At 69.2% G+C, this 14,434-nt stretch carries 10 protein-coding genes and 1 pseudogene; 8 read left to right on the top strand and 3 right to left on the bottom strand.

The genetic code is table 11. The features are described 5' to 3' along the window. Positions 1–256 precede the first annotated feature (256 nt). The 4 genes and pseudogenes from AWC30_RS03325 to AWC30_RS03310 all read left to right on the top strand — a co-directional run. Complete coding sequence (locus AWC30_RS03325; RefSeq protein WP_372507184.1) at positions 257–2,146, top strand: ABC transporter family substrate-binding protein; 1,890 nt, start codon at positions 257–259, stop codon at positions 2,144–2,146. A 141-nt stretch (positions 2,147–2,287) separates the two neighbouring features. Next, positions 2,288–3,352, top strand: a complete 1,065-nt coding sequence (locus AWC30_RS03320) for a hypothetical protein (RefSeq protein ID WP_133053645.1) — start codon at positions 2,288–2,290, stop codon at positions 3,350–3,352. 63 nt (positions 3,353–3,415) lie between these two features. Next, positions 3,416–4,318: an N-acetyl-1-D-myo-inositol-2-amino-2-deoxy-alpha-D-glucopyranoside deacetylase gene (mshB, locus tag AWC30_RS03315; RefSeq protein WP_085108751.1), complete on the top strand. Its 903-nt coding sequence runs from the start codon at positions 3,416–3,418 to the stop codon at positions 4,316–4,318. A 120-nt stretch (positions 4,319–4,438) separates the two neighbouring features. Continuing rightward, a pseudogene (locus tag AWC30_RS03310) lies at positions 4,439–4,885 on the top strand (hypothetical protein); the annotation flags it as partial. A gap of 69 nt (positions 4,886–4,954) precedes the next feature. Here the strand turns inward: AWC30_RS03310 and AWC30_RS03305 are convergent. Then, a complete protein-coding gene (locus tag AWC30_RS03305; RefSeq protein ID WP_085108749.1) occupies positions 4,955–5,581 on the bottom strand; it encodes a hypothetical protein in 627 nt (208 codons plus the stop codon). A 289-nt stretch (positions 5,582–5,870) separates the two neighbouring features. On the opposite strand from AWC30_RS03305, the gene AWC30_RS03300 reads away from it, so the two are divergent. Next, the gene (locus tag AWC30_RS03300; protein WP_085108747.1) at positions 5,871–8,456 is read left to right on the top strand and encodes a bifunctional FO biosynthesis protein CofGH; all 2,586 of its coding nucleotides are present in this window, start codon (positions 5,871–5,873) and stop codon (positions 8,454–8,456) included. Here AWC30_RS03300 and AWC30_RS03295 read toward each other — a convergent pair whose 3' ends face one another. Together AWC30_RS03295 and AWC30_RS03290 are read right to left on the bottom strand one after the other, a co-directional pair. Further along, entirely contained in the window at positions 8,457–10,481 is a 2,025-nt protein-coding gene (locus tag AWC30_RS03295) for an NADPH-dependent 2,4-dienoyl-CoA reductase (protein ID WP_085108745.1), read from the bottom strand. Beyond that, the gene (locus tag AWC30_RS03290; protein ID WP_085108744.1) at positions 10,478–11,035 is read right to left on the bottom strand and encodes a PadR family transcriptional regulator; all 558 of its coding nucleotides are present in this window, start codon (positions 11,033–11,035) and stop codon (positions 10,478–10,480) included. Before AWC30_RS03290 ends, AWC30_RS03295 begins: the two co-directional genes overlap by 4 nt. 167 nt (positions 11,036–11,202) lie before the next feature. Between AWC30_RS03290 and fdxA the strand changes: the two genes are divergently transcribed. Genes fdxA through AWC30_RS03275 form a run of 3 tightly spaced genes read left to right on the top strand, consistent with a single transcriptional unit; the run spans position 11,203 to position 14,432 of the window. Continuing rightward, positions 11,203–11,529, top strand: a complete 327-nt coding sequence (gene fdxA / locus AWC30_RS03285) for a ferredoxin (RefSeq protein WP_109561907.1) — start codon at positions 11,203–11,205, stop codon at positions 11,527–11,529. A gap of 23 nt (positions 11,530–11,552) precedes the next feature. Then, positions 11,553–12,668 carry a succinyldiaminopimelate transaminase gene (dapC, locus tag AWC30_RS03280; RefSeq protein ID WP_109561903.1) on the top strand — a complete coding sequence of 372 codons (1,116 nt, stop codon included), beginning with the start codon at positions 11,553–11,555 and terminating at the stop codon, positions 12,666–12,668. Between the two features lie 42 nt (positions 12,669–12,710). Next, positions 12,711–14,432 carry a serine/threonine-protein kinase PknH/PknJ gene (locus tag AWC30_RS03275; RefSeq protein ID WP_133053644.1) on the top strand — a complete coding sequence of 574 codons (1,722 nt, stop codon included), beginning with the start codon at positions 12,711–12,713 and terminating at the stop codon, positions 14,430–14,432. Positions 14,433–14,434: the final 2 nt, after the last annotated feature.

Raw genomic sequence — 14,434 nt, 5'->3', positions numbered from 1 at the left:
AACTACGCTCACCACCAGACCCCGGCAGCCGCCGGAGTCTCAACCTAGAAAGTCTCCGGACACGCCGGGGGGATTCACAACCGACCACCATGCGGGCCTTGACGACCAATGTAAGCCGCGACCTTGGCAAGGCCCATCCAGCCGGATTGGAAGCGCGCGATGGAAGTCTGTGCCAACGAGCAATGTGTCGCCGTTATTCCGCGGAGCGGCTCTGCTCGAGCCGCCCAGGTCCGCGGATAAGCGAAGTCCCGATAGCCTGTGGAGCGTGTCAGAGCCAGGCCACCGGACCGCCCTGCTGCTGGGGGCAGTGTTTTCCGCGCTGTTGCTCACGGTGACCGGCTGCATGGTCAACCCGCCGCCGGCGCCGCAGAGCACCGAGACCACCCAGAACCTGCCGCCGCCGTCGTCGCGGATCACCCAGATCATCATGGCCATCGACTGGATCGGGCCCGGCTTCAACCCGCACCTGCTCTCCGACCTCTCCCCGGTCAGTGCGGCGGTCAGCTCGCTGGTGCTGCCCAGCGCGTTCCGGCCGATCGCGGACTCGAGTACACCGACCGGGTCGCGGTGGGAGATGGACCCGACGCTGCTGGTGTCGGCCGAGGTGACCAACGACAGCCCGTTCACGGTGCGGTACCGGATCCGGCCGGAGGCCTCCTGGACCGACAACGCGCCGATCGCCGCCGATGACTTCTGGTACCTGTGGCGCCAGATGGTCAGCCAGCCCGGCGTGGTCGACCCGGCCGGCTATGACCTGATCACCGGGGTGCAGTCGCTGGAGGGCGGCAAGACCGCCGTGGTGACCTTCACCAAGCCCTATCCGGCCTGGCGGGAGCTGTTCAACAACATCCTGCCCGCGCACATCGTCAAGGACGTGCCCGGCGGGTTCGCCGCCGGGCTGGCCCGCGCGCTGCCGGTCACCGGCGGGCAGTTCCGGGTGGAGAACATCGACCCGCAGCGCGACATCATCCTGCTGGCCCGCAACGACCGCTACTGGGGCCCACCGGCGGTGCCGGACCTGATCCTGTTCCGCCGGGCCGGCGCACCGGCCGCGCTGGCCGACTCGATCCGCAACAGCGACACCCAGGTCGCCCAGGTGCACGGCGGGTCGGCGGCCTTCGCGCAGCTCTCCGCGATCCCGGAGGTGCGCACCGACCGGATCGTCACCCCGCGGGTGCTGGAGCTGGCGCTGCGGGCGAGCACCCCGACACTGCGCGACACCCAGGTGCGTCGCGCGGTGCTGGGCCTGCTCGACGTCAACCTGCTGGCCGCCGTCGGCGCCGGCAGCGACAACACCATCACCCTGGACCGGGCGCAGGTGCGCACACCCAGCGACCCGAGCTACGTGCCGACCGCGCCTCCGGCGCTGTCGCGCGCCGAGGCGCTGGACCTGCTGGCCGGAGCCGGCTATCTCGTCGAGAGTGACCCGACCGCCACCCCGGCTCCCACGACGAGCCCGACGCCGTCGACGTCGCCGGTGATCACCCGCGGGCGGGTCAGCAAGAACGGTGAACAGATGGCGCTGGCCATCGGGGCGGCGGTCAACGACCCGACCGCGGTCGCGGTGGCCAACACCGTCGCCGACCAACTGCGCGACGTCGGCATCGCCGCCACCGTGCAGGCGCTGGACCCGGTGGCGCTCTACGGCGACGCCCTGGTCAACAACCGGGTCGACGCCGTCGTCGGGTGGCGCCGCGCCGGCGGTGACCTGGCGACGCGGCTGGCGTCGCGGTTCGGGTGCAGCGCCCTGCAGGCCACCCCGGTGCCGACCACCGCGGCCGACGGCACCGCCCCGACCAGCACGACGGCCGCGCCGAGCACTACCGTGCAGACCCCGACGACCACGCCGAGCGCTCCCGCCGACACCGACTCGGGCACGCTGATTCAGGCGCCGTCGAACGTCACCGGGATCTGTGACGGCAGCCTGCAGGCCAACATCGATGCCGCGCTGGACGGCAGCAAGCCGATCGCCGAGGTGATCAAGACGGTCGAGCCGCAGCTGTGGAGCATGGCCACGGTGCTGCCGATCCTGCAGGACACCACCATCGTGGCGGCCGGACCCAGCGTGGAGAACGTGGAGCTCTCCGGGGCGGTGCCGGTGGGCATCGTCGGCAACGCGGGGAAGTGGCTCAAGACCGCGCCCTAGCGGCCGGACCCGCGCACCTAGTTTCCTTCCGAATCCACACATTTTGCGGGCTACAGCTGATTGTGTCTCAGCATTTTTTAAGCTAATCTCGATCGGTGTGGGGCGCATGGCGCCGCCGCCGGGGTACGGAGGGAAGCAACCATGGAGATCGCTGTTCGACCCGTTGTTACCGCTGGTGTTGCGTTGGCCGCCGCCGGGATGATTGCCGTCACGCCGGTGGCGTCGGTGGTGCCGGATGTTCAGGTGCCGGAGATTCAGTTGGTGGCGGCGGACGGGTTCGCTGCGGACTTGCATGGTTGGCTGACCGATTACGGCACGGATTCCATCTCGCGGTTACTGTCCGCAAATAAAGGGCTTCTCGACACTGAGATGGGCTTCCAAGAAGCTGTTTTCAAGTTGATGGCTACATTGGGCTACGAAGACCCGCTGGGGTCAGACAGCATATTCGCGGGAAGTTTGAACCGTGGCTTTAATTCCTTCAATATGTTGCTCGACTCCGGTGAGCAGGGCTTGCGGGGTGTGCTTGGTGTAGGTGGTGCCGAAGCGGGGCCGCTGGCCATTACGCAAAGCCTCCTTCATGGCACTGACCCAACTTGGCCGTTGAACACGGGCGAAGTGGGTGGGTTAATAGGCTCCTTCAACCAAGGATTTAAGGTGATAGATAACCTTACCGGTATCCCTGGAGAAGGCCTCTTGGAAAACCTTTTTGAGCTCGAAAAATCTCTGATCAACGAAGGTCTTGTTAATGGAATCAAGGACTTTAACGAATTACTGACCGTCGGCGAACGGGGGCTTGAGGAATTCGTTTCGCCGTTGTTCAAGTTGGTCTCGGGACTACTTGGAGATTCGGAACTGATTTACAAGGCGCCCGACAGCATTCTGAATGGGGTCGTCAACCGTGCGTTCAACACTTTCAATATGTTCCTGGATGCGGGACAGCAGGGGTTCCTCGGAATGCTTGGTGCTGATTTCGATCCGACAAAAATGACCGAGTCACTCTTGATCGGTGTTGGTGCGCTCGATTCTGGCGTCTTCAACTCCGGTGACATCGGGGGCCTCGCCGGCGTACTTGGGCAGGGATACATGACCTTGGCCGACCTGGGCGGCCTCGTGGCCGGATTGAACCCACTGAACTTCCTCGGCGATGTTTTCGGCGACTTCAACCCGTTGGATTACTTGCTGGCCGTCCTCGGATCAATGTTCTAAATCCACGCTGCGGCGGAGTTGGCGTCCTCGACCCGCAGGAAGCCAGTTGTGGATCATCAAGTCATGCCCGCAACGCCCCGCCTGCTGTTCGTCCACGCCCACCCTGACGACGAGACGCTGACCACCGGGGCGACCATCGCCCACTACGTGGCCCGTGGCGCACAGGTGCACGTGGTGACCTGCACGCTCGGCGAGGAGGGCGAGGTCATCGGGGAGCGCTACGCCCGGCTCGCCGTCGACCAGGCCGACCAGCTCGGCGGCTACCGCATCGGCGAGCTGACCGCGGCGCTGGCCGCTCTGGGCGCCGGCGCGCCGACGTTTCTGGGCGGGCCGGGTCGCTGGCGCGACTCCGGCATGCCCGACACCCCGCCGCGACGCTGGGGCCGATTCATCGACGCCGCCGAACGCGACACCGTCGGCGCGCTGGTGGCGATCATCCGCGAGCTACGGCCCCACGTCGTGGTCACCTACGACCCCGCCGGCGGCTACGGCCACCCGGACCACGTCCACACCCACACCGTCACCACCGCAGCCGTCGCCGCGGCGGGGGAGGCCACCGACTACCCGGGCCGGCTGTGGCGGGTGCCGAAGCTCTATTGGACGGTGACCTCGGCGAGTGCCACCACGGCCGGTCTGGAGGCACTGAAAAGCGAGGACCTGGCGCCCGGTTGGCAGCGCGTGCCCGGCAACGACATCGGCTTCGGAGTCTCCGATGACCAGATCACCGCGGTGATCGACGACGCCGCCGTGTTGCCGGCCAAGATCGCCGCGATGCGAGCCCACGCCACCCAGGTCAGCGTCGGCCCGACCGAGCGGGCGTTCGCCCTGTCCAACGAACTGGCGCTACCGATCCTGGCCGCCGAGCACTACATCCTGGCCGCCGGTACGGCGGGCGAGGCTGACGCGCGCGGATGGGAGACGGATCTCCTCGCCGGAGTTGATCTCACCGAGGGCTCGGCGCGTTAGGATAAGCCCAGCAGTGAGCCGCCGAAGGCACCAGTGCACGGCACCAACGGAAGGCATGGGTATGGACCCGGACATGGATGACAACCTGGAGCGCTGGCAGTTGCGCGCCGACCAGTACCAGTGGGTGGTGGGGTCGCTGGTCGGTTTGCTCGACAGCATCCCGACTTGAGCCCATCTGTCACCCCGACAGAATCGAATAGCAACACGGCGGGCCCCGTCGCCCGCTTCGTCGTCCTAACCCTGCTGGCCGTCGACGGCGTCCTCTCCGCCGTGGCGGCCGCCTTTTTGTTGCCGTCCTATCTCGGCCCGGTCCCGTTCCCCGTGAGCGCGCTCATCAGCGGGCTGGTCAACGCGGCTCTGGTCTGGGCCGCGCGCTACTGGACCGACTCACCGCGCATCGTCGCGCTGCCGCTGTGGACCTGGCTGCTGGCGGTGGCCGCAATGACCTTCGGCGGCCCCGCCGACGACACCATCTTCGGTGGCCGGGGCCTGATGGGCTACGGCGTCCTGCTGCTCATCGTCTTCGGCGCCGGCCCGCCGGGCTGGGTGCTGTGGCACCGCAAACGGGTGCTTGAGGAACGCGAGCAGGAGGTCCAGGCCGCGCTGGCCGCGGAGTCCGACAACGCCCCTGAGAAGTCAGGGGATCAGGTTCAGCAGCAGGTCGCCGAGGGTCCCGCCGAGGTTGCCGAGCAGGTCTCCGCCAAGGGCGGGTAGGGCGTCCGCGCTCAGCCCCAGCGACGTCAGCAGTTGAGGCAGTCCGGCCGCGGCGAGATCGAGCCCGAGCGGTCCCGGCAGCGGTGGCAGCCAACTGAAGAGCCAGTCGATCTGGTCCTGGAAGAATGTGCCGATCGCGGCGGCGATGTCGGTGCCGATGTCGGCCAGTCCGGTACCGAAGCCGATGCTGCCGTCCAGCCAGGCGATGGTGGTGAACAGCAGGCTCCGCACTACTGATTCGCCCAGGTCGTAGAAGATCGGAATCTGCCCGGCGGCCAGCCCGATCAGCGGCACCCAACCCACCGCCCACTCTGCCAACTCGACTCCGTAACGGACCCAGCCTTCCAGGGTGTTGTAGAGCCCCTCGATCGCGGCCCCGATCGTCCCGGCTGCCGCCGGTGGCGCGGTCACCGCCAGCTCCACCGGATCGAGGAGCTGCGGTCCCCAGCTCCCCGCCAGGCTCAGCAGGTCGTCGAGCGGGTCGAAGGCCTGCACGCTCGCGCTGAGCCGCATGCCCAGCGGCGAGCCGCTCCAGCTGGTCTCGGGCACCGTACTAGGCGCCAAGACAACCGCCGCGGCGCTGATCAGCGCTGTTCCCGGCAACAAAAGAGGTCTGTCACCAGCGTGCATTCAGTCCCCTCCGCAGCCCGTTCGATGCCCTTGAACCTAGCGGTGCAAGCACAGCCGCGGTGGCTCTTCGTGGCAAAACGTGCGGAGCGACCGCGCTGACCGGCCCCATCGCGAGCGGGGATAGGGTGAACAGGTATGTCGGCGCACGAACTGGCGAGGAATGTGAGGTGCGCGCAGTGACACTTGATCGGATGCGGACACTGCCGCCGTGGCTGTGACCCCCGACCACGGCACCGGCGTGCCCGCGGCCCATCCCACCCCCAGCCGGTCTGCGCTGCGGCGGGTGCTGCGCCGCGCCCGCGACGGAGTGACCCTCAACATCGACGAGGCGGCGATCGCGCTGACCGCCCGCGGCGATGACCTGGCCGACCTGTGTGCCAGCGCGGCCCGGGTGCGCGACGCCGGGCTGGAATCGGCCGGCCGCCGCGGCGCGACCGGTCGGCTGCCCATCAGCTATTCCCGCAAGGTGTTCATCCCGGTCACCCACCTTTGCCGCGACACTTGCCACTACTGCACGTTCGTCACCGTGCCTGGCAAGCTGCGCGCCCAGGGCAAGGGCATGTACATGGAGCCCGACGAGATCCTCGACGTCGCCCGCCGCGGCGCCGAAGTCGGCTGCAAGGAAGCGCTTTTCACCCTCGGCGACCGGCCCGAAGCGCGCTGGCCCGAAGCGCGTCAGTGGCTCGAGGAACGCGGCTACGACTCCACCCTGTCCTACGTGCGCGCGATGGCCATCCGGGTGCTGGAGGAGACCGGCCTGCTGCCGCACCTGAACCCCGGCGTGATGAGCTGGTCGGAGATGTCGCTGCTCAAGCCCGTCGCACCGTCGATGGGCATGATGCTGGAGACCACCTCGCGGCGGCTGTTCGAGACCAAGGGCCTGGCCCACTACGGCAGCCCCGACAAGGACCCGGCGGTGCGGTTGCGCACACTGACCGATGCCGGCCGGCTGTCGATCCCGTTCACCACCGGCCTGCTGGTCGGTATCGGCGAGAACCTGACCGAGCGCGCCGACACCCTGCACGCCATCCGCAAGATCGGCAAGGAGTTCGGCCACATCCAGGAAGTGATCGTGCAGAACTTCCGCGCCAAGGCCCACACCGCGATGGCAGCCGCCCCCGACGCGGTGATCGACGACTTCTTGGCGACGGTCGCGGTGGCCCGGCTGGTGCTGGGCCCCAAGATGCGGATTCAGGCGCCGCCGAACCTGGTGTCGCGCACCGAATGTCTGGGACTGATCGACGCAGGCGTCGACGACTGGGGCGGGGTCTCCCCGCTCACCCCAGACCACGTCAACCCCGAACGGCCCTGGCCCGCACTCGACGAACTGGCCACCGTCACCGCCGAGGCCGGCTACGACCTGGTGGAGCGGCTCACCGCACAACCGGCCTACGTGCAGGCCGGCGACGCCTGGATCGACCCGCGGGTCCGCGCGCACGTTGCCGCGCTGGCCGATCCGCAGACCGGCTGGGCGCGCGAGGTCAACCCCGTCGGGATGCCGTGGCAGGAGCCCGACGAGGCGATCACCACCGGCCGGGCGGACCTGCACGCCGCGATCGACACCGCCGGGCGAAACACCGCTACCCGCAGCGACCTCGATTCGGCCTTCGGGGACTGGGACTCCATCCGCGACCGGGTGGAACAGTTGGCCGCGCGTGCTCCCGAACGCATCGACACCGACGTGCTCGCCGCACTGCGCGCCGCGGAGAAGGACCCGGCCGGCTGCAGCGACGACGACTACCTCGCGCTGGCCACCGCCGACGGCCCCGCACTGGACGCGGTTGCCGCCCTGGCCGATTCACTGCGCCGCGACACCGTCGGCGACGACGTCACCTACGTGATCAACCGCAACATCAACTTCACCAACATCTGCTACGTCGGGTGCCGGTTCTGCGCCTTCGCCCAACGCAAAGGCGACGCCGACGCGTTCTCCCTGTCCACCGACGAGGTCGCCGACCGGGCGTGGCAGGCCCACGTCGCCGGCGCGACCGAGGTCTGCATGCAAGGCGGCATCGACCCCGAGCTTCCGGTCACCGGGTACGCCGACCTGGTCCGCGCCGTCAAAGACCGGGTGCCGTCGATGCACGTGCACGCCTTCTCGCCGATGGAGATCACCAACGGGGTGACCAAGAGCGGGTTGAGCATTCGCGACTGGCTGACCAGCCTGCGCGAAGCGGGACTGGGCAGCATCCCCGGCACCGCAGCCGAAATCCTCGACGACGAGGTGCGCTGGGTCCTGACCAAGGGCAAGCTGCCCGCCTCGATGTGGGCCGAGGTGATCACCACCGCCCACGAAGTGGGGCTGCGGTCGAGTTCGACGATGATGTACGGCCACGTCGACCACCCCCGGCACTGGGTCGGTCACCTCAACGTCTTGCGCGGAATCCAGGACCGCACCGGCGGTTTCACCGAATTCGTGCCGCTGCCGTTCGTCCACCAGAGCTCACCGCTGTATCTGGCCGGTGCGGCGCGGCCCGGCCCGAGCCACCGCGACAACCGGGCGGTGCACGCGCTGGCCCGGATCATGCTGCACGGCCGTATCCCCAACATCCAGACCAGCTGGGTGAAACTCGGGGTCGGCCACACCCAGGTGATGTTGCGCGGCGGCGCCAACGACCTGGGCGGCACGCTGATGGAGGAGACCATCTCCCGGATGGCCGGCTCCGAGCACGGCTCGGCGAAAACCGTGGCCGAACTGGTCTCGATCGCCGAGGGCATCGGCCGGCCGGCGCGTCAGCGCACCACCACCTACCAGCCGGTCACGCTGGCCGGGGAACTGGCCGCCGGCAGCTGATCACAGCCGGGCGGCCAACTCGGTGCCCTGCTTGATGGCGCGTTTGGCGTCGAGTTCGGCGGCGCGGGCCGCACCGCCGATGATGTGCGGTGACGCTCCGGCCGCACGCAGTCCGTCCTCGAGGTCGCGTACCGGCTCCTGCCCGGCGCAGACCACCACGTTGTCGACCGCGAGCAGGCGCGGATCACGTCGATCGGGTCCGAAGCTGATGTGCAGACCGTCGTCGTCGATCCACTCGTAGTTGACCTCCGAGAGCTGCTGGACATCCTTGGCTTTCAGCGACGCCCGGTGCACCCACCCGGTCGTTTTACCCAGCCGGGTGCCCTGGCGGCCCTTGGTGCGCTGCAGCAGGAACACCTCCCGAGCCGGAGCCGCGGGCAGCGGGGTGGCCAGCCCGCCGCGTGCGGTCGGGGAGTCCGAGACGCCCCACTCGGTGCGCCACTCCTTGAGGTTCAGCGTCGGTGACTCATCGGTGACCAGCAGCTCGCTCACATCGAAACCGATTCCCCCGGCGCCGATCACGGCCACGGATCTCCCAACGTCCGCCACCCCGGTGATGGCGTCGGGGTAGGACAGCACCATCGGGTGCTCGATGCCGGTGATCTCCGGGATGCGAGGAACCACACCGGTGGCCAGCACCACCTCATCGAACCCGGCGACGCCCGCGACATCGGCGCGGGTGCCCAGGCGCAGTTCGACGCCGTATTTCTCCAACATGGTGGTGTAGTAGCGGATCGTCTCGGCGAACTCCTCCTTGCCGGGGATTCGCTTGGCCAGGTCGAATTGCCCGCCGATGAACTCGTTGCCGTCGAACAGGGTGACGGCGTGGCCGCGCTCGGCGGCGCTGACCGCGGTGGCCAACCCGGCCGGACCGGCGCCGACGACCGCCACCGTCCGGGCGCGCCGGGTCGGGGAGAGCACCAGCTTGGTCTCGTGACCGGCGCGCGGGTTGACCAGGCAGGAGACCTTCTTGTGCACGAACGCGTGATCGAGGCAGGCCTGGTTGCAGGAGATGCAGGTGTTGATCTCCTCGGCGCGGCCCGCCTGGGCCTTGCGCACCCAGTCGGGGTCGGCCAGCATCGGCCGGGCCATCGAGATGAGTTGCACCGCAGTGTCGCTGAGGATCTGTTCGGCAGCCTGCGGCATGTTGATCCGGTTGGAGGCGACCACCGGGATCTGGACCTGCCCGGCCACGGCGGCGCTGAGATCGACGAACGCGCTGTTGGGCACCGAGGTGACGATGGTCGGCACGCGGGCCTCATGCCAGCCGAATCCGGAGTTGATCATGGTCGCTCCGGCCGCCTCGATCTCACCGGCGAGGTCCAGGATCTCCTCCCAGGTCTGGCCGTCCTCGACGTAGTCGGCCATCGACATCCGGTAGCAGATGATGAAGTCCTCGCCGAGGGCGGCGCGGGTGCGGCGCACGATCTCCACCGGAAACCGTCGCCGCTTCTCCGGGCTGCCGCCCCACGCGTCGGTGCGTTTGTTGGTGCGCGGCGCGAGGAACTGGTTGACCAGATAGCCCTCGCTGCCCATGATCTCGACGCCGTCGTAGCCGGCCTCGCGGGCCAGCCGTGCACAGCGCACGAAGTCCTCGATCGTGGAGCGCACCGTCTTGCCCGACATCCGCCGCGGCCGGAACGGGGTGATCGGCGACTTGATCGCCGAGGCGCTCATCGACAGCGGGTGGTAGGAGTAGCGGCCGGCGTGCAGGACCTGCAGCAGGATCTTGCCGCCCTCGTCGTGCACTGCGCCGGTGATGCGCCGGTGCCTGCGCGCTTCTGCGGAGCTGATCAGTTGCGAGGCGAACGGCAACAGCCAACCGGTTCGGTTGGGCGCGTATCCACCGGTGATGATCAGGCCCACCCCGCCGCGCGCCCGGGTCGCGAAATACGCCGCGAGTCGGTCGGTGTCACCGGCTCGGTCCTCCAGTCCGGTGTGCATCGAGCCCATGACCACGCGGTTGCGCAGGGTGGTGAATCCCAGGTCGAGGGGGGACAGCAGGTGGGGGAAGGAATCGGTCATGGTTTCTCCTGCAGTGCGTCGGTTACCTCGTCGAGCCAGGCGAGGGCGCTCTCCTCGGCGCGAATCCCGCCGCGCAGCACCAGGTACTGGTGCAACGCGCTGCCGTGGAGGGCTGCCGGGTCGGGGAATTGACCGGCGGCGAATCCGCGGTAGGTCTCGAGCAGCTCGGCGCGTTCGGCCCGCAGCGCGGCGATCTGCTCACAGAGCGCGGCGCGGTCGCCGTAAGCGGCGCCGCGCACCTTGACCGCGACGTCGCGGGTGCGGTTGTCGGCCACCGCGCTGCCCCGGCCGACCAGCGGCGCGGCGATCCAGCGGGCCAACTCGGTGCGGCCCGCGTCGGCCACCGAATAGACCTTCTTGTCGGGTCGGCCCTGCTGGGCGACGGTGGTGGCCTCCACCCAGCCGTCGTTCTCCATCGTGCGCAGGGTCCGATAGATCTGCTGGTGGCTGGCCGCCCAGAAATAACCGATCGAGCGGTCGAACCGGCGGGCCAGCTCGTAGCCGGAGCCGGCCTGTTCGCACAGCGACACCAGGATCGCGTGGGGCAACGGCACCGGGGCAGCGTATGTCGCCGCGCACCCCCTATGCAACCCGTTGCACAGCAACCGGATGCATAAGGCGGTTCGGGACCGGTTCGGTTACCGGGCCGGACCTGCGTTGCACCCGCTGTCATCCGCTAGGGTGATCTGCTGCACTGAGTTGCCGGATGGAGGAGAACCTCGTGACCTACACGATCGCCGAGCCGTGTGTCGACGTCAAAGACAAGTCGTGTGTCGAGGAATGTCCGGTCGACTGCATCTACGAGGGCGAGCGGATGCTCTACATCCACCCCGACGAGTGCGTCGACTGCGGCGCGTGCGAACCGGTCTGCCCGGTCGAGGCCATCTACTACGAGGACGACGTCCCGGATGAATGGGAGCACTACACCCAGGTCAACGCCGACTTCTTCACCGAACTCGGTTCACCGGGCGGCGCGGCCAAGGTCGGCGTGACCGCCAACGATCCGCAGCAGATCAAGGATCTGCCGCCGCAGGGCGAAGACGCCTGAGCTTGCCCACCCGACGTCGACCGGTGTCGGCGGCGTTGCCGGTGTTCCCCTGGGACACGCTGGCCGAAGCCGCCGCCCGCGCCCGGGCGCACCCGGATGGCATCGTCGACCTGTCGGTCGGCACACCGGTCGACGAGGTCGCCCCGCTGATCCGGGCCGCGCTGGCCGAAGCCAGCGGCGCCCCCGGGTACCCGACCACGGCGGGCACCGCCGAGCTGCGCACCGCGATGACCACCGCGCTGTATCGCCGCTACGGCATCGCCGGGCTCACCGAGAGCGCAGTGCTGCCGGTCATCGGCACCAAAGAACTCATCGCCTGGCTGCCCACCCTGCTGGGGCTGGGACCCGACCACGTCGTGGTCGTTCCGGAACTGGCCTACCCGACCTATGAGGTGGGCGCGCGCCTCGCCGGCAGCCAGGTGGTGCGCGCCGACGCGCCCACCGCGCCCGCGGCACTGATCTACCTCAACTCCCCGAGCAACCCCACCGGCCGGGTGTGGGACGCCGGTGAACTGCGCGCCGTGGTCGGCTGGGCCCGGGCCAACGACGCGCTGGTGGTCTCCGACGAGTGCTACCTGGGGCTGGGCTGGGACGCCGCCCCGGTCTCGGTGTTGCACCCCTCGGTGTGCGACGGCGAGCATACCGGGCTGCTCGCCGTGCACTCACTGTCGAAAACGTCCTCGCTGGCCGGCTACCGGGCCGGATTCGTCGCCGGTGACAGCGAACTGGTCGCCGAGCTGCTGGCCGTGCGCCGGCACGCCGGGATGATGGTGTCCACCCCGGTGCAGGCCGCGATGGTCGCCGCCCTCAACGACGACACCCACGAGCGTGACCAGCGGGAGCGCTACGCCCGACGCCGGGATGCGCTGCTGCCCGCGCTGCGCCGGGCCGGGTTCACCGTCGACCACTCCGAAGCGGGGCTGTACCTGTGGGCCACCCGCGCCCAGCCGTGCCGCGACACCGTCGATTGGCTCGCCGACCGGGGCATCCTCGTCGCACCGGGGGAGTTCTACGGCCCCGCCGGTGCGCGTCACGTGCGGATCGCGTTGACCGCGACCGATGAGCGGATCGCCGCCGCGGTGGCGCGGCTGTACGGCGAGGAGAAATCCGTGCACGGGGCACCACCTGCGGGCGCGTAGTGTTCGCTGATGAGTTGACACGAGCGGCAGGGGAGTAACGGCGTGGCTGGGGTCGGGTCGGTGATTGCGGGCTACCGCGTGGAACGGGTGCTGGGCACCGGCGGAATGGGCACCGTGTACCTGGTCGCCAACCCCGAGTTGCCGCGCCGCGACGCGCTGAAGGTGCTGTCCGCGGGGCTGTCCCGCGACCCCAAGTTCCGGTCGCGGTTCATCCGGGAGGCCGACGTCGCCTCCCAACTCGATCACCCCAACATCGTGTCGATCTACCGGCGCGGAGCGACCGCCGACGGTTTGCTGTGGATCGCCATGCAGTTCGTCGACGGCGTCAACGCCGACGAGGCGGCGCGCGCCGCCGGGCGGATGGAACCGCGCCGCGCGATCCACATCGTCGGTGAGGTCGGCAAGGCCCTCGACTACGCCCACCGTCGCGGTGTGATCCACCGCGACGTCAAACCGGCCAACGTGCTGCTGTCCGGGCCGGTCGGCCCGGAGGAACGCGTGCTGCTCGGTGATTTCGGGATCGCCCGCGCCCTCGACGACGTCGGTCTGACCGGCACCGGCGGGGTCATGGCCACCGTGTCCTACGCCGCGCCGGAGGTGATCGCAGGAAACCGCGTCGACGGCCGAGCCGATCTGTATTCGTTGGGCTGCACCCTGTTCCGGCTGCTCACCGGACGCTCACCGTTCGAGGCCGCCGGCGCGCAGGCCGCCGTGATGATGGCCCACCTGCACTCCCCGCCGCCACGGGTCAGTGAGGTCGCCCCCTGGCTGCCCCCGTCGCTGGATGCGGTGTTGGCCAAGGCGCTGGCCAAGGACCCCGCCCAGCGGTTCGGCAGCGCAGCCGAACTGGCCGGTGCCGCCGCGGCCGCACTGCAGCAGGCGGCGCCGAACGCACCCACCGCGGTGCAGCCCTGGCAGCAACCGCAGATGCAGCCGTTCACCGGGGCGATGAGCGCGCCGGCGCGACGCAACCGGACCGGGCTGATCGTCGCCGCGCTGGCCGCCGTGGTGCTGGTGGTCGTCGCCGGGATCACCGCGTTCCTGCTGGCCGGGGACAAGGACTCCCCGGCCGCGGCGACGCCGACCTCCCCGGGCGCCACCACGACCGCGTCGCCGACCAGCGCGCCCACCTCCACCAGTGCCTCCGAGTCGCCCACGCCGGGAGGAACCGAAGTGCCGGTGCCGGTCTCGGCGCTGAACAACCTGCTGCTCGACCCCGGCCAGATGAGCAGCACGCTGGGCAGCCCGCCGCTGAGCGTCGTCAACGACGAGACCCGGATGTGGGCGGACACGATCGTGGACAAGGACTGCGACAGCGTCGTCATCGTCAACGGCCAGTCCGACTACGCGGGCAGCGGCTACACCGCCATCCACTGGCAGGGCCTGAAGGACAACCCCGACGACTGGAGCTGGGACGTCGGCCAGACGGTGGTGTCCTTCCCCCGGGCCGATGACGCCGCCGACTACGTCGCGCGCACCACCGACGTGTGGAAGAAGTGCGCCAACCGCACCATCAACGTGCGGGCCAGCCAGGACAGCGGCGCGCCGGACGCGCTGTGGAACATCGGGCCGGTCTCCGACGGCGGCGGCATCCTGTCGACCACCCGCATCCCGCAATCCGGTGGGAACTGGATGTGCCAGGAGGCGCTGTCGGCGCGCAACAACATCGCCATCCGGGTATGGCTCTGCCACGGTGACGCCGACATGCTGCTGGTGCGCAAGCTCGTCGACGCGATCGGCGCGAAGGTGGACGCGCAGTCGTGATC

The organism is Mycolicibacillus trivialis, from assembly GCF_002102395.1.
GTDB lineage: Bacteria > Actinomycetota > Actinomycetes > Mycobacteriales > Mycobacteriaceae > Mycobacterium > Mycobacterium triviale.
This window is presented reverse-complemented; position numbering and strand designations above follow the sequence as displayed.